15 protein-coding genes are annotated in these 17,202 nt (G+C 69.6%); 9 read left to right on the top strand and 6 right to left on the bottom strand.

Annotated features, from left to right (window positions below; translation table 11 throughout):
* The first annotated feature begins 145 nt into the window (after nucleotides 1-145).
* The gene (locus tag L687_RS26505) at nucleotides 146-1,525 is read left to right on the top strand and encodes an MFS transporter (RefSeq protein WP_021198824.1); all 1,380 of its coding nucleotides are present in this window, start codon (nucleotides 146-148) and stop codon (nucleotides 1,523-1,525) included.
* A gap of 105 nt (nucleotides 1,526-1,630) precedes the next feature.
* Here L687_RS26505 and L687_RS26500 read toward each other — a convergent pair whose 3' ends face one another.
* Nucleotides 1,631-2,341, bottom strand: a complete 711-nt coding sequence (locus L687_RS26500; protein ID WP_021198823.1) for an IclR family transcriptional regulator — start codon at nucleotides 2,339-2,341, stop codon at nucleotides 1,631-1,633.
* A gap of 159 nt (nucleotides 2,342-2,500) precedes the next feature.
* Between L687_RS26500 and L687_RS26495 the strand changes: the two genes are divergently transcribed.
* From L687_RS26495 to L687_RS26470, 6 genes are all read left to right on the top strand, one after another.
* On the top strand, nucleotides 2,501-4,372 hold the full coding sequence (locus L687_RS26495) for an FAD-dependent monooxygenase (protein WP_021198822.1): 1,872 nt from the start codon (nucleotides 2,501-2,503) through the stop codon (nucleotides 4,370-4,372).
* 185 nt (nucleotides 4,373-4,557) lie between these two features.
* Entirely contained in the window at nucleotides 4,558-5,532 is a 975-nt protein-coding gene (locus L687_RS26490; protein WP_021198821.1) for an ABC transporter ATP-binding protein, read from the top strand.
* A gap of 1 nt (nucleotide 5,533) precedes the next feature.
* The gene (locus L687_RS26485) at nucleotides 5,534-6,289 is read left to right on the top strand and encodes an ABC transporter permease (protein WP_021198820.1); all 756 of its coding nucleotides are present in this window, start codon (nucleotides 5,534-5,536) and stop codon (nucleotides 6,287-6,289) included.
* A 40-nt stretch (nucleotides 6,290-6,329) separates the two neighbouring features.
* Entirely contained in the window at nucleotides 6,330-7,523 is a 1,194-nt protein-coding gene (locus L687_RS26480; RefSeq protein ID WP_031206824.1) for a sensor histidine kinase, read from the top strand.
* Nucleotides 7,520-8,149 (top strand): response regulator transcription factor, encoded by a 630-nt coding sequence (locus tag L687_RS26475; protein WP_021198818.1) that lies wholly within the window; start codon nucleotides 7,520-7,522, stop codon nucleotides 8,147-8,149. Before L687_RS26480 ends, L687_RS26475 begins: the two co-directional genes overlap by 4 nt.
* A 114-nt stretch (nucleotides 8,150-8,263) precedes the next feature.
* A complete protein-coding gene (locus tag L687_RS26470) occupies nucleotides 8,264-8,638 on the top strand; it encodes a VOC family protein (protein WP_021198817.1) in 375 nt (124 codons plus the stop codon).
* On the opposite strand, the gene L687_RS26465 is transcribed toward L687_RS26470, so the two are convergent.
* On the bottom strand, nucleotides 8,626-9,030 hold the full coding sequence (locus L687_RS26465; RefSeq protein ID WP_021198816.1) for a VOC family protein: 405 nt from the start codon (nucleotides 9,028-9,030) through the stop codon (nucleotides 8,626-8,628). The genes L687_RS26470 and L687_RS26465 overlap by 13 nt on opposite strands.
* Nucleotides 9,031-9,217: 187 nt before the next feature.
* Here L687_RS26465 and L687_RS42100 point away from each other — a divergent pair, with 187 nt between their 5' ends.
* Nucleotides 9,218-11,134 (top strand): endonuclease/exonuclease/phosphatase family protein, encoded by a 1,917-nt coding sequence (locus L687_RS42100; protein ID WP_021198815.1) that lies wholly within the window; start codon nucleotides 9,218-9,220, stop codon nucleotides 11,132-11,134.
* A 96-nt stretch (nucleotides 11,135-11,230) separates the two neighbouring features.
* On the opposite strand, the gene L687_RS26460 is transcribed toward L687_RS42100, so the two are convergent.
* Nucleotides 11,231-12,880, bottom strand: coding sequence for a thiamine pyrophosphate-binding protein (locus L687_RS26460; RefSeq protein WP_021198814.1), 1,650 nt, complete (start codon nucleotides 12,878-12,880; stop codon nucleotides 11,231-11,233).
* Nucleotides 12,881-13,043: 163 nt separating this feature from the next.
* On the opposite strand from L687_RS26460, the gene L687_RS26455 reads away from it, so the two are divergent.
* Nucleotides 13,044-13,553 (top strand): phosphoribosyltransferase, encoded by a 510-nt coding sequence (locus L687_RS26455; protein ID WP_021198813.1) that lies wholly within the window; start codon nucleotides 13,044-13,046, stop codon nucleotides 13,551-13,553.
* A 16-nt stretch (nucleotides 13,554-13,569) separates the two neighbouring features.
* Here L687_RS26455 and L687_RS26450 read toward each other — a convergent pair whose 3' ends face one another.
* The 3 genes from L687_RS26450 to paaE form a co-directional block, all read right to left on the bottom strand.
* Complete coding sequence (locus L687_RS26450; RefSeq protein ID WP_031206820.1) at nucleotides 13,570-15,093, bottom strand: ATP-dependent DNA ligase; 1,524 nt, start codon at nucleotides 15,091-15,093, stop codon at nucleotides 13,570-13,572.
* A 160-nt stretch (nucleotides 15,094-15,253) separates the two neighbouring features.
* Complete coding sequence (locus L687_RS26445; protein WP_021198811.1) at nucleotides 15,254-16,024, bottom strand: enoyl-CoA hydratase/isomerase family protein; 771 nt, start codon at nucleotides 16,022-16,024, stop codon at nucleotides 15,254-15,256.
* 13 nt (nucleotides 16,025-16,037) lie between these two features.
* On the bottom strand, nucleotides 16,038-17,201 hold the full coding sequence (gene paaE, locus L687_RS26440; RefSeq protein WP_021198810.1) for a 1,2-phenylacetyl-CoA epoxidase subunit PaaE: 1,164 nt from the start codon (nucleotides 17,199-17,201) through the stop codon (nucleotides 16,038-16,040).
* Nucleotide 17,202: the final 1 nt, after the last annotated feature.

The raw sequence follows: 17,202 nt of genomic DNA, 5'->3' as shown, positions 1-17,202 counted from the left end.
TCCTTGCGCTCGTCTGCGATGTCGTGCGTGACGCCTTGTGCGTCGTATTCGAAATCATATATCATCGGTTCACCCCTCGGCAAGCACTTCGGATCCGCTCCGCTGCACGCCGTGACAATGCGGTCACAACCAAAGGAGACACCCCATGAGTGGGCAGTCACAGGCTGGGTTCACGCCCACCGGAACCATCGCGACAGCGGCCGATCGGCGCCGTGTCGTGTTCGCCACCGTCGTCGGCACCACGGTCGAGTGGTACGACTTCTTCATCTACGCCACGGCCGTCGGGCTCGTGTTCGGTCAGCTCTTCTTCGCCCCGCTCGGCGAGAACAGCGCCCTGATCGGCTTCGCCACGGTCGGCGTCAGCTTCCTGTTCCGTCCCCTCGGCGCCTTCCTCGCCGGCCACTACGGCGACAAGCTCGGGCGCAAGGCCGTGCTGATGTGGACGCTGATCCTGATGGGTGCGGCCACCGCCCTCATCGGCATCCTGCCCACGTACGAGACCATCGGACTGATGGCGCCGATCCTGCTGGTGCTGCTGCGCATCGTGCAGGGCATCTCGGCGGGCGGTGAGTGGGGCGGTGCCGTGCTGATGGCCGTCGAGCATGCGCCCCGCAAGAAGCGCGGCATCTTCGGCGCGTCCCCGCAGATCGGCGTGCCTCTCGGCCTCCTGCTCGCCTCCGGTGTGATGGCGCTCATGACGGTGATCGCCCCCGGCGACCAGTTCCTCGCGTGGGGCTGGCGTGTGCCGTTCCTGCTCAGCGTGGTGCTGATCCTCGTCGGGTACTACGTGCGCCGCAAGGTCGAGGAGAGCCCGGTCTTCACCGAGCTCGCCGCGCGCAAGGAGAAGGCGCGGATGCCGATCGCGCAGCTGTTCCGCAAGCACCTGCTGCTCGTGATCATCGCCGCGTTCGTGTTCGCCGGCAACAACGCCGTGGGCTACATGACCACGGGCGGATACATCCAGGGGTACGCCACGGACCCTGCCGGCCCCATCGGCCTCGAGCGCGGCCCCGTGCTCTGGGCGGTCGCCGGATCCGCGGTCACCTGGCTGCTCACCACGCTCCTCGCGGGGTGGCTGTCCGACCGCATCGGCCGCCGCACGACGTACATCGTCGGCTGGGCGCTGCAGCTGGTCGGTGTGTTCACGCTGTTCCCGCTGGTCAACACCGGCGAGATCGGCCTGCTGTTCGCCGGGTTGGCGATCCTCACGATCGGCCTCGGATTCACCTACGGTCCGCAGGCGGCGCTGTACGCCGAGCTGTTCCCCGCGAGCATCCGGTTCTCCGGTGTCTCGATCTCGTACGCGATCGGCGCCATCGCCGGCGGTGCGTTCGCCCCGACGATCGCGACGGCCATCGTGAAGGCGACCGGCTCGACGGGGGCCGTCACCTGGTATCTGGCCGGAATGACCGTACTGGGTCTCGTCGCGACCCTGCTGCTCCGCGACCGCTCGGGCATCCCGCTCGGACCGGATCATGAGGAAGAGCAGTCCGTCAGCCCGATCTACGGACTCGCCAAGGCCTGACCTCGCGCGGATGGCATGACGTGCTCCCGTCGCGCTTCCTGTCGTCTGCCACACGGCGACGACAGGAAGCGCGGCGGGAGCTTCGTCTCGAGGGCTGCGCGCGCGTCAGCCGTCGAGAGCGTCGCGGATGTCGGACGCCGCCTGTCGGAGTCGCGCGGCGATCTCGGCATCGTCGAGGTCTGTTGCCACGTGCACGACGGCGATCGCGGCCGGGCGCTGTCCGCGCAGGGTGAGCGGGACCGCGACGGACTGGACGGTGGGGATGACCTCGTCGTGGCTCGTCGCATAGCCGCGGGCACGCGCCGCATCGACGTCGGCAGGAAGCGATGCGGGAACCTCATCCGGCCATTCCGCGACCGGCACCTGCGCGAGGATCGCTTTCCCTGGGGCGCCGACCGACACCGGGTGTCGGGCGCCGGGGCGTTGGGCGACACTCGCGACCGCGTGCCGAGGCTCGACGCTGGCCAGCGTGATGCACTCGGTGCCGTCGAGGACGGCGAGGAAGCATGTCATGCCGAGTTCGTTGGCGATCGCCGTGAGCTCGGGAAGCGCCTCGGCCTGCAGGTCGTGCGCGACCCCGGCCGCGAGTGCTGCCATGCGCGCCCCGAGATTCACGGCTCCGGAGGCGTCGCGCGTGACCAGCCCGTGGTCTTCGAGCGTGCGCAGCAGGCGATACGCGATGGAGCGGTGCACACCGAGACGGGACGCGATCTCGTCGATCGTCAGGGGGCCGCGGGCATCGGCGAGTACCTCGAGGATGCGGATGCCGCGACTGAGAGTCTGGGAGGCGGGCGAGGGGATCGTGCTGTCGGGCATGCGGGTGCTCCCTTGCGATCGCGGACGGCGCGGTTTAGGCTGTGTTCAATAGTAGAACGTCGTGTTCGAATATAGAACACGATGGCGTCGGGTGCAAGACCCGATGAACCACCTCCGACAGACACACCCGACGATGACGTCCGGAAGGAATCGACGACGATGCAGTTCCACCACCACGGCTACGTCTCCGCTGACCCGCGCGTGCAGGGCGCCGCCGGCATCGGGGTTGCGCGGCCCGCCGACCTCCCCGACGAGATCGATGTGCTCATCGTCGGGTCGGGGCCTGCGGGGATGCTGCTCGCCGCCCAGATGGCGCAGTATCCCGACATCTCCACCCGCATCATCGAGAAGCGCGACGGGCGCCTTCCGCTCGGCCAGGCCGACGGCATCCAGCCGCGCAGTGTCGAGACGTTCCAGGCGTTCGGTTTCGCCGAGCGGATCATCGCCGAGGCGTACAACATCGGCTGGATGAACTTCTGGGGTCCGAACCCGGACAAGCGCGACGAGATCGTCCGCACCTCGCGCACCTCCGACTACGCCTACGACATCTGCGAGTTCCCGCACCTCATCGTCAACCAGGCCCGCGTGCTCGACTACTTCGCCGAGGCCGCGGCTAACGGGCCCGGCCGGATCGTGCCCGACTACGGGGTCGAGTTCACCGGCCTCACGGTGCACGACGAGGGGGAGTACCCCGTCGAGGTCGGCATCCGTTACGTCGCGGGGGAGCGCTCGGGTGAGGAGCGGACCATCCGTGCCAAGTTCGTCGTCGGCTGCGACGGCGCCCGCAGCGGTGTGCGTCAGGCGATCGGCCGCACGCACGTGGGCGCCTCGGCCGCGCACGCCTGGGGTGTCATGGACGTGCTCGTCAACACCGACTTCCCGGACTGGCGCACCAAGTGCGCGATCAACTCCGAGGCGGGCAACATCCTGCACATCCCGCGGGAGGGCGGATACCTCTCGCGCATGTACATCGACCTGGGCGAGGTCGCAGACGACGATGACCACCGCGTACGGCAGACGCCGATCGAGGAGATCATCCGCCGCGCGAACGAGATCCTGCACCCGTACACACTCGATGTCCGCGAGGTCGCCTGGCACAGCGTGTACGAAGTCGGTCACCGGGTCACCGACGGCTTCGACGACGTGATCGACGGTTCGGGACGCACGCCCCGGGTGTTCCTCACCGGCGACGCGTGCCACACGCACAGCGCCAAGGCGGGCCAGGGCATGAACGTGTCGATGCAGGACGGCTTCAACCTCGGGTGGAAGCTCGGCTCTGTGCTCTCGGGCCGTGCCCCGGAAGCCCTGCTGGCCACGTACGGTGCCGAGCGGCGGCCCGTGGCGCAGCAGCTGATCGACTTCGACCGCGAGTGGTCGAGCCTGATGGCGCGGAAGCCCGAGGAGATCTCCGACCCCAACGAGCTGGCGACCTACTACCTCGCCACGGCAGAGTTCCCGTCGGGGTTCATGACGCAGTACACCTCGTCGATGATCACCGGAACCGACCGGCACCAGGATCTGGCCGTGGGTTTCCCGCTCGGGAAGCGCTTCAAGTCCGCCGAGGTCGTGCGCGTGGGCGACGGCAACGTCGTGCACCTCGGGCACCACGCGAAGGCCGACGGCCGCTGGCGCGTGTACGCGTTCGGCGACCGCACCGGTGAAGGGCTCGCCGCATGGGCGGACGCGGCCGAGCCGCTGTTCGCGCGCTTCACGCCGGAGGACGCCGACCTCGATGCCGTCTTCGATGTCAAGGCGGTCTATCGGCAGCCTTTCGAAGAGGTCGAGGTCACCTCGGCTCCCGCGCTGTTCCAGCCGAAGACCGGGCCGCTCGGACTGACCGACTGGGAGAAGGTGTACGCGGCAGGCCCCAGCAAGTGGACCGAGACCGACATCTTCGCCGCGCGCGAGCTGTCGCGCGACGGAGTGGTGGTCGTGGTGCGGCCAGACCAGTACGTGGCAGCGATCCTGCCGCTGCATGACACGACCGAGCTAGCCGACTTCCTCGAGGGGGCGCTGCTTCCGGCGCGTTGAGGTCCCGGGCTCCGCTCCGCGTCGGGCGGAGATCCCCTCGACGGGCGGAGCGTCGGCCCCGGTCGTTCCGCCCGAGGGTGAGTTCTCCTCCCGGGGCGGCAGGGCTCCTGGACATGACATGTGTCACGTCCAGGAGATGACACCGCCCTCCGGCGCCACCGCCCGCATCGGACGAGGCTGGAGGCATGAACAACTCCTTCGTGGACGGGACGGCGACGCGGGCCTCCGCTCGACCGGTAACCGCCGCCCCGACCGATGAACCCGTGGTGCTCGAGCTGAGCGCCGTGAAACGACACTTCGGCACGGGCGACCGCCGGGTGCAGGCTGTCGACGGGGTCGACCTGTCGATCCGACGTGGCGAGGTCGTCGCGCTGCTGGGACCGAACGGTGCGGGCAAGACCACCACGCTCGACATGCTTCTCGGGCTCACCGAGCCCAGCAGCGGCACCGTGCGGGTGCTCGGGACGACACCGCAGCGCGCCACTTCCAGCGGTTCGATCGGGGCGGTGCTGCAGACCGGGGGCCTGCTCGGCGACCTGACCGTCGGAGAGACGGTGCGGCTGATCGCTTCTCTCCACGGTGCCGACGCCCTCGACCGGGTGGACGATGTCATGGCCCGCGCCGACCTGGAGCATCTCGCCCGCCGAAGGGTCTCGAAGTGCTCCGGTGGTGAGCAGCAGCGCGTGAAGTTCGCGCTCGCGATGGTGTCCGACCCCGACATCCTGGTGCTCGACGAGCCCACGGCGGGAATGGACGTCACGGCCCGGCGGCACTTCTGGGATGTCATGCGGGCGGATGCGGATGCCGGGCGCACGATCGTCTTCGCCACCCACTATCTCGAGGAGGCCGAGCAGTTCGCACGCCGCACCGTGGTGATGCATCGCGGGACGGTCGTCGCCGACGCCCCCACCGCGCTGCTGCGCGCCAGCCTCGGAGAGCGGACCGTCTCGGCGACGGTCGACGAAGACGCGGGCGCGCTCGTCGCCCTGCTGAGCGCGGCCGATGGTGTCGCCGGCGTGCGGCTCGACGGCGATCGACTCAGCCTGCGTACCGCTGACTCCGACGCCGCCGCCCGCATCCTGCTCGACAACGGTGCCCATGACCTGGAGATCGCCGCGCCCACCCTCGAGACCGCCTTCACGGCACTGACGGAGAACTGACATGCTCGTCTCACCCACCATGCTGCGCATCGAAGGCCTCCGCCAGCTGCGCAACCCCTATACGCTCGCGTTCACTCTGGCGATGCCGGTCGCGATGTACCTGCTGTTCGGTGCCGGAATGGGCTATGGCTCGCTCTCTGCCGGTCACGGGAACGTCTCCTTCTACGTGATGACCTCGATGGCGGCCTATGGCACGGCGGTCGCCATGAGCTCGCTCACGTCGCTCGCCGCGACGGAGGCCAAGCAGGGGTGGGGACGCCAGCTCGCGATGACCCCGCTCACGACGGCCGGATACGCGGTGACGAAGCTGATCACCGCGGTCGCCTTCGCGGCGCTGGCATTGGTGGCGGTGTTCACCGCCGGGATGATGACCGGTGCCGAGGCGGAAGACGCCTGGCGCTGGGTCGCGACGGCGGGCATCATCCTCGGGATCGGCCTCATGTACGGACTCTTCGGTCTCGGCGTCGGACTGTTCTTCAGCTCCGACTCGGCAGCGGCCCTCGCCTCGATCTCGATGACGTTCTTCGCGTTCTTCGGCAACGTGTTCATGCCGCTCGACGGTGTGATGCTCGACATCGCGCGCTTCACCCCCCTGTACGGCTTCGTCGCCCTGAGCCGGTGGCCCCTCACCGACGGGACGCTCACGACGGGACAGACCGATCCGCTCTGGATGCTGTTCCTCAACGTCGCCGTCTGGCTCCTGCTGTTCGCCCTCCTCGTCATGATGGGGATGAAGCGCTCCCGGGCGCGGCAGTAGCGGCCCCGACGGCGGCACAGGGCGACAGTAGGTTGGACGGATGACGCGACACACGAACCCGGAGAGTCCAGAGACGCCAGGGTCCGCCCGCGAGGCCGCGTCGTTCGCGGCGGCGGGCGCGGCCCCGGCGGCATGGGCGGCTCCCGGGGCGCGCAGCGCTACGGGGAAGGACCCGTGGGCGCGGTTCGGCTGGCTGATGGCCGTGATCTGGCTCGTGTTCCTCGTCTATCCGGTGATCGCGCTGCTGCGCTCGGAAGCGCCGGTCCCGTGGGTCGTGGTGGGGTGGGCTGCACTGGTCGCGTTCGTCGTGCTGTACGTCACCGGTTTCATGCACGGGATGCGGGGCGGCGGCGGACTGGGTCGCGCACCCTCGCGGAGGCAGTGGATCACGTTCGTCGCACTGATCGGGTGCGTCGTGATCTCGATCCCGGCGGAGGGAGGATCGGCGCTCAGCTTCCTGCCGTTCCTCATGTCGTTCGCCTCCTACGGGCTGACGCGCCTGTGGCACTGGATCACGACGATCGCCGCGGTCACGGTGACGGCGTTGTGCGTCTTCCTGCTTCCTGGGGGGATCAGCTATCTGTCCGTGCTCGCGATCGTGGCGCTGCTCGGCGTGGTCAACACGGTGTCGACGTGGCTCATCCTGCGTTCGGCGGAGGCGGAGAGGCTCGGCCTCGAGCTGGCGACGAGCGAAGGGCGTGAAGCGGTGGCCCGCGACGTGCACGACCTGATCGGGCACTCGCTGACCGTCGTCGGGCTCAAGGCGCAGTTGGTGCGGCGGCTGATGGACTCCGATCCCGAACGGGCCAAGGCCGAGCTGGCCGACATCGAACGGCTCACGGCGGAGGCGATCGCGGGCGTCCGCTCGACGGTGGCCGGCGCGCGGGGGACCACGCTCGTGGAGCAGCTCGCCTCTTCTCGCGACTCGTTCCGTGCGGCGGACATCGCTCTGCAGGTCGAGGGGGAGCCGAGCGCGCTGTCGCCGGTGCAGGCGATCACCGCGAGCTGGATCCTCCGCGAGGCGACCACGAACACGCTCCGGCATTCTCGTGCTCGAACGGTTCGGGTGAGGTTGCTTCCCGGACGCCTGGTGGTGGAGGACGACGGAGTGGGTGTCGGCCTGGTGGAAGGCAACGGCATCCGCGGCATGCGTGAACGCGCGGCGGCGGCCGGTGCGTCGTTCGTCCTGGGACCCGTCGGCGGCGCGGGCACACGCGTGGAGGTGACCTGGTGAACGCATCGAACCGCGACATCGGCATCCGCTTGCTGATCGCCGACGATCAGGCTCTCGTGCGGGGCGCGCTCGGGGCGTTGCTCGAGTTGGAGCCCGACCTCACCGTGGTCGGCATGGCCGCGGACGGGGCGGAAGCCGTGCGACTCGCGGAGGAGCTGCGACCGGACGTGTGCCTCATGGACATCCAGATGCCCGGGATGGACGGAGTCGAGGCGACGCGGCGCATCCGCGAGGTGAGCGGGGGCACACGCATCCTCGTCGTGACGACGTTCGCCCGCCCCGGCTACCTGCGCTCCGCCCTGGAGGCCGGTGCCAGCGGGTTCATCGTCAAGGACACACCCGCCGAGGAACTGGCCGAAGCGGTGCGACGCGTGCAGTCCGGCTTGCGCGTGCTCGATCCGGCGCTCGCCGCCGACAGCCTGTTCGACGGTGCGAACCCCCTGAGCGATCGGGAACGACAGGTGCTGCGACTCGCCGTGGACGGCCGTTCCGCCGCGATGATCGCCGCCGAGGTGTTCCTGTCAGCGGGAACCGTGCGCAACCACCTCTCCGCGGCGATCGGGAAGACCGGGGCGGCGAACCGTGCGCAGGCGGTGCGGATCGCCCTCGACAAGGGGTGGATCTGAGGGGCGGTTCGCTCACTGTCGAATGTCGCTGGTCGAATGTCGCTGGTCGGATGTCGGTGCTCACGCGTACCGTTGGCGGCGACGGGCGACGGCGCCCGACAGGAGGAGCACCTGATGGACTGGAAGATCGAACTCATCTTCGTGCCGGTCACCGACGTGGACCGCTCGAAGGCCTTCTACGAGAAGATCGGCTTCAACGCCGATTGGGACCAGACGCCCACCGAGGGACTGCGCTTCGTGCAGATGACGCCACCGGGGTCGGCATGCTCGATCGCGTTCGGCACCGGCCTGGGCATCGACCTCGAGCCGGGCAGCCAGAACACGATCCAAGTCGTGGTCCCGGATGCCGATGAGGCGCTCGCCCACCTGCAGGGTCTGGGCGTCTCCGCCCGCGGGGTGCAGGAGCTGGACTGGGGGCGTTTCGTGTCGTTCGACGACCCGGACGGCAACTCCTGGACGCTGCAGCAGCTCCCCGACTATGGAGCGTAGGGCCCGGCGTCGGCGACGATCTCGATCTTGAAGCCGGAGGCGTTCTCGAGCCACCCGGCGTAGTGCCGGTCGCCGCCGGCGTGCGGATAGCGGTCGGCGTAGAGCGGATCCCAGCCGTGGGCGGGTGCTTGCGCCATGAGCGCATCGACGGCAGCGCGCGCACCGCCGTGGAACGCGAGATGGTTGAGTCCGGGACGTCGGCGGTCGTGCGTCGAGCCCGACAGATTCGGAGACGTCGTGAGAGTGAGGTAGGCGCTGTCGGCGACCCACGATTCGCCGCCGGGCCATTCGCTGTCGAGCGTGAAACCGAGGCGCTGCAGGATCCAGCGCCATTCCGCGCGTACCGCGTCGAGATCGGCGATCCACAGTTCGACGTGATGGAAACCCGGCATGGTCCGAGTCTGCCAGGGGAGAGCCGGCGGAGCGGACGATGCCCATGGTGGTTCGAACCTCCCGCGACGACGCTCCGGCAGCCGTTCTCCGTGCCACCCGCCACCGGCATTCACCTCGAGGTCACGAGCCGGTCATCCGACGCCCGTACCGTCGCGACGGACCGCGCTTCGAAAGGACCTCCTCGCAATGACCTCCCCCTCCCGGCCGAAGCCAGGACGACTCGCTCTCCTCGGCGCCGCCATCGCTCTCGCCGGAATCCTCGTGGCCCCGCCCGCGCATGCGGCGGACGGATCGCTCGCGGTCGACTCCCCGAGCATCGCGATCGACGAAACCGTGACCTTCACGTTCGATGCCGGCACGGCTGTTCACGACCGCAACTGGATCGGGATCTATCGCGACGGCGTGGTGCCCGGTGGTCCGGCGTCCCTGGACTGGCGATACGTTCCCACCACGGCTGGTGAGGTCACCTGGAACCCTTCGACGCGTGAGGGGTGGACCCGCAACTCGTCGACGATGGGAGCGGGGGAGTACGACGTCTATCTCCTCGAGGACGACGGCTACAACGTGCTCGCCGGACCCATCGACCTCACCGTCACGGACGATGACGCCGAGCCGCCCGTCACGCCTGCCGAGCCGAAGCCGGAGATCGAGGGGAAGAGCGGCCTCAACGTGCTGACGTTCAACGTGTGGCACGGCGGCACGCAGGTCGCCGACGGGGCACGGCAGATCGCCGACATCATCACGCAGACCGATGCCGATGTGACGTTCCTGCCCGAGGTGGGTCAAGCTCCCGCCCAGGTCGCGGCACTGCTCGGGTATCAGCACCTCACTGCGACCGACACCGGCATCGTCTCGCGGTATCCGATCCTCTCGACCGACACGGTCGGGCGCTGGTGGTCGAAAGCGGTGCTCGATGTGAACGGCTCCGAGGTGGTCGTCTACGGCGGTCACCTGGAGTACCGCTGGTACACGACCTACCTTCCGCGGGGGTACGGCGGCGAGGTCCTCGGCGACTGGCCGACCGGCTGGAACACCTGGAGCAAGCTCGGCGCTCCCGTGACCGATGTCGAGGCGATCCTGAAGGCGAACGAGCAGTCCGGCCGCCCCGCTGCTGCTGCGGATCTCGTCTCCGACATCGACGCCGAGCGAGCGGCGGGACGACTCGCCATCGTGGGCGGAGATTTCAACGAACCACCCTCGCAGGACTGGACGGCTGCCACCGCCGGTCTCTTCGATCACAACGGCGTCGTCGTCCCCTGGCAGACGACGCAGACGCTGCTCGACGGGGGACTGATCGACGCCTTCCGCACGGTGCACCCCGACCCCGTGGCGAACCCGGGCTTCACCTGGCCTTCGGACAACCCCCTGTTCCCCACGTCATCGCTCACCTGGGCGCCGGAAGCGGATGAGCGCGACCGTATCGACTACATCTTCGCGACGCCGGACCGGCGGCTCTCGATCGACGGAGCGGCCGTGGTCGGTCCACAGTCGACCATCGTGCGCAACGCCCGCGTCGTCGACGACAGCGCCGATGAGATCTTCACTCCGGATGCCGTCTGGCCCTCCGATCACAAGGCGGTCCTGGCGAACTTCACGGTCTGCGACGAGGGGTGCGCGAAGCCCGAGCCCGAGCAGCCGAACGTGCAGCTCGGCGCGGCCTCGGTCGCTGCCGGAAGCGACGTCACGATCTCGGGTACCGATTTCCCCGCCACGACCGCGCTGCGGATCGAGCTGCGTTCGACTCCGATGCCGCTCGGGACGGCGACGACGGATGCGTCGGGCGCGTTCCGTGCGACCGTCACCGTTCCCGCGGACGCATCCCCCGGGGCTCACAGCATCGTCGTCATCGACCCCGATGGTGCGGAGACGACCGTCGCGCTCACCGTGACCGCTTCTATCGGTGGCGAATCGCCAGGGGGTGCCCCGGACGGCGGACCCGGCACCGGCGGCGCCGCAGCCCCCGGATCCGGGGGCGGGACGGTGAAGAGTGACAGCCTCGCCACCACCGGTGCCGACAGCACGCCGTTGCTCCTCGGCGGAGCGCTGCTGCTCGGCGTGGGGCTCGGCCTCGTCGTGTGGCGACGGCGTCGGCGTCACGGATGATCCGACGGGCGGTGCCGGCCCGGCCTCGGCGGCGTGCCGGCATCGCCCGATCCCGATCCCGATTCCGATCCCGATTGCGGACCGGATGCGCCGAGGTCAGGAGTTAACGCGGATGATCTCCTGCTGGTAGGGCGCGATCACGTCGCCGGAGATGCGCAGATCGAGGAGCAGGAAGGGGCGCGTCGCCGGGTCCTCTTCCGCCCAGCTCGCGAGGCGTTCGAGGTCGGAAATCGCGCGCACCACTACGCCCTCGGCGCCGACCGCAGCGCCGAATGCCGCGAAGTCGACCTCGGGAATGCGCATCGGGCCCTCCGCCAGCCCCTTGAGACCGTAGAGGTTCACCTCGGCACCGTAGGCGGCGTCGTTCCAGACCACGGCCATGCCGCGGCCGCCGGCAGCACGCACCGCGGATTCCAGATCCGCGATCGCCATGAGCCCACCGCCGTCGCCCGATGTCAGCACCACGGTCGATTCCCGTCGTGCCAACGCCGCACCGACCACGCTCGGCCAGCCCTGCCCGATCGACTGGAACGCGGTGCCGACCATCATCATGCGGTCGGGAGCGGCGACCGGCCAGTACATGTTCGCCCACCCGATGAAGTGCCCGCCGTCGGACACCACGACGCGGTCTTCCGGGAGCAGCTCGGCGATGCGGCGCGCGGCGGAGCGCGGGTCGAGGCGTCCGTCCGGAGCGAGCTCGTCGCCGGCATCGTACGTGCGCGCGGACGCGACATCGACCGTCTCGCGCCACGGGCTCGCCGATCCGGCTGACCCGATCCTGGCGACGAGGTCCTCCGCGGCCAGCCGGGCGTCGGCACGCACGAAGCCTCCGACGTGCGCGTGTGTCGCAGCCGGTGCGATGTCGATCTGGAAGACGCGCGTGCCCGGAGCGAACAGTTCGCCGAACCGCATCGTGAACTGGTTCAGCGCGGCACCGAACACGACGACGACGTCGGCGGAGCGCACGAGCTCCATCGCGCCATAGGCACCGAAGCCGCCGGTCACACCGAGGTCGTAGCGCGTGTCGGGGAACACCCCGCGGCCGAGAGCCGACGATGCGGTGAGGGCGCCCGTCGCGGCGGCAAGGTCTCCCAGCGCGGCGCTCGCTCCGGACAGCCACGCGCCGCGACCGGCGAGCAGGAACGGCCGCTCGGCACCTGCCAGCGCGGCGGCGATCTCGTCGAGCATCGCGTCGGCGAACTCCCCGCGCGGGGGGAGCGGAGCGGGGATCCGCGGAGACGGCGCCTCCGGGACCTCGCCCGCCTCGAGCGCCGCGACGTCGTACGGGATCGCGAGGACGACGGGCACCCGGTAGGTGAGGGCGTGCTCGATCGCGATGACGGTGGTGGCGGCGGCGTCCGCACGCCCCACGGTATAGGTGCGGGCACCCACGGCGGAGGCGAGAGCGATCTGGTCGACGTCCCAGGGGCGGGGACCGGACGTGGGCTCGTCTCCGACGACGAGGACGAGCGGCACGTGCGCCTGCACGGCTTCTGCGAGCGCGGTCAGGGTGTTCGTGAAACCGGCGCCGTACGTCGACGTGCCGGCGGCGATCCGACCCGACGCCCGGAAATGGGCGTCGGCCGCGACCACGGCGCCCTGTTCATGGCGGACAGCGGTGAACACGGCATCCGTCTGCGTCTCGATCGCGTCGAGGAAGTAGGCGTTGCCATTGCCCATCACCCCGAACACGGCGTCGATGTGCTGGGCGAGAGTGAGGGCGACGTGCGCGGACACGGTGGGCATGCGAAAGCCTTTCGAGACAGGGACGGAGGTAGTGCGGAATCCGTATGTGTCTCGCCTCTGCGTCTTCGCGGAGTGCTTCGTGCCTCTTTTTCAGGCACCGGCCGGGCCGGACCCGCTCAGTCTACCGGCGGGAGACCTTTGCGGAATGCGGGAGAATGCAGGAATGACTGATGCAGAGATCGAGCGCGAGACACTCACCTGGGACGGCTTCGGAGCGGCGACGCGCGATCTGGCACGGAACATCCTCGACAGCGGCTTCATGCCCGAGGTCGTCGTGGCCATCGCGCGCGGCGGACTCCTCCCGGCAGGCGCGATCGCCTACGGTCTCGGCGCCAAGAACTGCGGAGCGATCAACGTCGAGTTCTATACCGGCATCGGCACCGTGCTCGACGCACCGGAGGTGCTGCCTCCCGAGCTCGACATGGCGTACCTGGACGGACGCCGCGTGCTGCTCGTCGACGATGTCGCGGATTCGGGTCGCACGCTCGCCCTGGCCGTGCAGCTGCTGAAGGACAAGGGGGCCGACGTGCGGTCGGTCACGATCTACACCAAGCCGTCGACGATCATCCAGCCCGACTTCGCCTGGAAGGACACCGACCTCTGGATCGACTTCCCGTGGTCGTTCCGTGGAACCGTCCGCGAAGAGGATCAGGGGCTCGCGCCCTCCGCCTGAGCCTGCTGCGCGGGGGTCACGCGTGCAGCAGCGAACGCAGCGTCTGGATCGTGTCGGCCTCGACTGCGGTTTTGTCGGTGCGGTATCCCTTCACGCGAGCGAATCGCAGCGCGATGCCTCCCGGGTATCGCGGTGAGCGCTGCACGCCGTCGATCGCGATCTCCACGACGAGCTCTGGGCGCAGGAACACGGTCGACGCGGTGCGGTGCGACTCGTGCTCGGGGAACTCCGCGGTCTGCCACCTCAGCAGTTCATCGGTGAGCCCCTTGAACGTCTTGCCGACCATGACGAACCCGCCGGGCTCGCCGAACTCGCCCTCCGGGTCGCGGGCCCCCAGGTGCAGGTTCGAGAGCCAGCCGCGACGGCGGCCGGAACCCCACTCCGCGCCGAGGACCACCAAATCGAAGGTCAGCACAGGCTTGACCTTGACCCACGACTTGCCTCGGCGACCGGCCGCGTAGGGCGCGTCGATCGCCTTGACCACGACACCTTCGTGGCCCGCGGCGAGGGCCTCGCGCGAGAGACGTTCGGCGGCTTCGGCATCGTCTGTCACTATGCCGGGCATCCGCCAGTCGCCGGCCACGCGTTCCAGTTCGGCCAGCCGCACGGACAGCGGCTCGTCGATCAGGTCGCGCCCATCCACGTGCAGCACATCGAAGAACCACGGCCGCAGGACGAGTTCGCGGGACACATCGGCGCCGAACCGCGACATCGTCTCCTGGAACGGGAGCGGCCCTCCGTCCTCGTCGAGCGAGAGCGTCTCCCCGTCGAGGATGACATCCGTGACGGGGAGCGCGCGCACGATCTCGACGAGCTCCGGCACCCGGTGGGTGACGTCGGCGAGGCTCCGCGTGTAGACGCCGACCTCGTCGCCATGACGGTGCACCTGGATGCGGGCGCCATCGAGCTTGTACTCGACCGACGCCTCGCCGGTGATCTCGAGCGCGGCGGAGGGAGTCGGCGCGGTGGCCGCCAGCATCGGCAGGACGGGGCGTCCGACCTGCAGACCCACGGCTTCGAGGTCGCCTTCGTCTCCGGTGAGTGCGATGCGGGCGGTCTCGCCGAGATCGCCGGAGAGCATGGCGGCGCGACGCACGAGGGCGAGGGGGCGGTCGGCTGCTCTCGCGATCGAGTCGAGGAGCACGCCGGACAACGCCCCCGTGCGGAGTTCGCCGAGCATGGCGCGGACCAGGAAGTCCCACTCCGCCGCCGTGGCGCGCGACGCGAGCTCGACGAGGATGCCCGTGCGGGTGGCCGTCGAGCCGGAACCGGACGCTGCGGCGAGGGCGTCGAGCGAGGCGTCGACATCGCCCACGGTCAGCGCGGGATCGTCGGCGTGCGCGATCTCGATGGCCGTGAGTCCCCGCCATCCGACGCCGAGTCGGCCCTGACGTGGGGAGGCCAGCAGCAGTCCCACGAGCGTCGCGATCTCATCTGGGGCGGATCGCGCCAGCAGTCGCGCCAGGGCATCGACCTTCGTGAGACGGGACGCCGTGGCGGAGACCTCTTCTGTCGTGGTGACGACCTCGGAGAGCATCATCCCGGTATTGTCGCACCGGCCACCGACGCTGGACAGGAGACGGATTCAGGCCGATGCGCCGATTCAGGCCGATCGTCGCCCGAACTGCCTGATGCGGCGCGAGTGCCTGATGCCGCGTGAATCGTGTCCCCGCTCGGGCACGCGTGAGCGGGGCGGCGCGTCAGCGCCCGCCGAACTCGGGCTTCCGCTTCTCCTGGAAGGCCGCGAAGCCCTCGCGGTAGTCGTCGGTGTCGCACAGCGCGGCCTGCGCGGCGTTCTCGATGCCGACCGCATCCCACAGCGCGAGCCGCTCGTCGCGGATGCGGGCGATGAGCTCCTTGCTCGCCAGGAACGCCGCCGTGGCACCGCGCGCCGCCGTCGCTGCGGCATCCGTCGTCGCCTGCACGACCTCGTCATCCGGGAACACGCGCGAGAACAGGCCCGATGCCACGGCCTCCGCGCCGCTCATGAGGCGGCCCGTGTAGATGAGGTCGAGTGTCTTGTGCGCCCCGAGCCGATCGAGGAACAGGGCGTGGCCGCCGGAGTCGAGCGTCGCGCCGAGCGCCGCGAACGGGGAGCCGATCTTCGCAGACTCGGCTACGTACACGACATCGGTCGCGATCAGGAGGCCGAGGCCGACCCCGAGGCAGGCACCGTGCGCGACGGCGAACGTCGGCGCGGGAAACCGGGACATCCGCTGCAGCAACGGCGTCACGAGGCCGCCGAGGTAGCCGAGCACATCGTCATCCCGCGGGTCGACGCCGGAGATATCCCGCCCAGCGCAGAACCCGCGTCCTTCGCCACGGAGCACGAGGGCCCGCACGCCCGCCGTCTCCGCCTCGACATATGCGGTGTCGAGTTCCGCCAGCCCCTGTTCATCGAGGGCGTTCCGCTTCGACGGCGCGTTCAGCACGATCGTGGCGACGTCGTCGGCGATGGTGAGGTCGATCATGGGGCCTCCGGGGTCAGACGTCGTAGTCGACGACCACGCGGTCGCTGGTCGGGTGGGACTGGCAGGTGAGCACGAATCCGCGTTCGAGCTCGTCGGGCTCGAGCGCGTAGTTCTCGGTCATGGTCACGCTGCCCTCGATCACGCGCGCGCGGCACGTGCCGCAGACGCCGCCCGCGCAGGCGAACGGAGCGTCGGGCCGCACGCGCAGCGCCGCGTTGAGCACCGACTCGTGTGCATCCACCGGGCTCTCCACGGTCGAGGAGACACCGTCGAGCGTGACCTCGATGCGCACGGTCTTCTCGCCGGCGCGCACCTGCACCGGCCGGGCCGCACGTGCCGGTTCATCACCGGTCGTGAACAGCTCGAAGCGGATGTGCGAGCGATCGACCCCGACATCGGCCAGCACCTCGCGACAGAGGTCGACCAGCGCGAGAGGTCCGCACAGGAACCATTCATCGACGGTCGCGGGCGGGATGAGGGTGCCGAGGATCGTGCGGAGCTTCTCCTCGTCGATGCGTCCGGACAGCACAGGAGCCGCCCGCTGCTCTCGGGACAGCACGTGGTGGAGCACGAGCCTCGTCGGGAAGCGGTCCTTGAGGTCGGCCAGATCTTCCAGGAACATCACGTCGAGCGTCGCGCGGTTCGTGTAGAGCAGGGTGAACCGCGACGTGTCCGACCGGTTCAGCACCGTGTGCGCGAGTGCCATCAGCGGCGTGATGCCGGAGCCGGCGGCGATCCCCACCACATGGCGGTCGTCGAGGTCGTCGAGCGCCGAGGTGAAGGTGCCCTGCGGGCTCATGACGTCGATCTCGAAGCCGGCGTGCAGGCCTGTCTGCGCCCACGTGGAGAAGAGTCCGCCCTCGTCGCGCTTAACGGCGACGCTCAGCCGGGTGTCCTGTCCGTCGTCGCGATGCTCCGGTGCGCGGCACAGCGAGTAGGAGCGCCGCACCTCGACGCCGTCGAGGGTGGTGCGCAGGGCGACGTACTGACCGGGAAGGTGGTCGTATTCGTCGGCGAGCGCGGCCGGGACCGTGAACGTCACTTCCACGGCATCCTCGGTGAGCGGACGCACGTCTTCGACGACGAGGGTGTGGAAACGGGCGCGCTTCCGGGGGGAGGTCGCGCGTGCGGCGGTCGTCCGCGGCGAGGGCGCGGGCGCCGAGGTGAAGAGCGACATG

The organism is Microbacterium maritypicum MF109 (assembly GCF_000455825.1).
In the GTDB taxonomy this organism is placed as follows: domain Bacteria; phylum Actinomycetota; class Actinomycetes; order Actinomycetales; family Microbacteriaceae; genus Microbacterium; species Microbacterium maritypicum_A.
The sequence above is the reverse complement of the archived record's forward strand: the minus strand, read 5'-3'. Positions and strand labels throughout refer to the sequence as shown.

What these genes read in the sequence shown, in the direction of transcription:
- L687_RS26505 (WP_021198824.1), top strand. Translation starts at nt 146, where the DNA reads ATGAGTGGGCAGTCACAGGCTGGGTTCACGCCCACCGGAACCATCGCG.
- L687_RS26500 (WP_021198823.1), bottom strand. Translation starts at nt 2,341, where the DNA reads ATGCCCGACAGCACGATCCCCTCGCCCGCCTCCCAGACTCTCAGTCGC.
- L687_RS26495 (WP_021198822.1), top strand. Translation starts at nt 2,501, where the DNA reads ATGCAGTTCCACCACCACGGCTACGTCTCCGCTGACCCGCGCGTGCAG.
- L687_RS26490 (WP_021198821.1), top strand. Translation starts at nt 4,558, where the DNA reads ATGAACAACTCCTTCGTGGACGGGACGGCGACGCGGGCCTCCGCTCGA.
- L687_RS26485 (WP_021198820.1), top strand. Translation starts at nt 5,534, where the DNA reads ATGCTCGTCTCACCCACCATGCTGCGCATCGAAGGCCTCCGCCAGCTG.
- L687_RS26480 (WP_031206824.1), top strand. Translation starts at nt 6,330, where the DNA reads ATGACGCGACACACGAACCCGGAGAGTCCAGAGACGCCAGGGTCCGCC.
- L687_RS26470 (WP_021198817.1), top strand. Translation starts at nt 8,264, where the DNA reads ATGGACTGGAAGATCGAACTCATCTTCGTGCCGGTCACCGACGTGGAC.
- L687_RS26465 (WP_021198816.1), bottom strand. Translation starts at nt 9,030, where the DNA reads ATGCCGGGTTTCCATCACGTCGAACTGTGGATCGCCGATCTCGACGCG.
- L687_RS42100 (WP_021198815.1), top strand. Translation starts at nt 9,218, where the DNA reads ATGACCTCCCCCTCCCGGCCGAAGCCAGGACGACTCGCTCTCCTCGGC.
- L687_RS26460 (WP_021198814.1), bottom strand. Translation starts at nt 12,880, where the DNA reads ATGCCCACCGTGTCCGCGCACGTCGCCCTCACTCTCGCCCAGCACATC.
- L687_RS26455 (WP_021198813.1), top strand. Translation starts at nt 13,044, where the DNA reads ATGACTGATGCAGAGATCGAGCGCGAGACACTCACCTGGGACGGCTTC.
- L687_RS26450 (WP_031206820.1), bottom strand. Translation starts at nt 15,093, where the DNA reads ATGATGCTCTCCGAGGTCGTCACCACGACAGAAGAGGTCTCCGCCACG.
- L687_RS26445 (WP_021198811.1), bottom strand. Translation starts at nt 16,024, where the DNA reads ATGATCGACCTCACCATCGCCGACGACGTCGCCACGATCGTGCTGAAC.
- paaE (WP_021198810.1), bottom strand. Translation starts at nt 17,201, where the DNA reads ATGTCGCTCTTCACCTCGGCGCCCGCGCCCTCGCCGCGGACGACCGCC.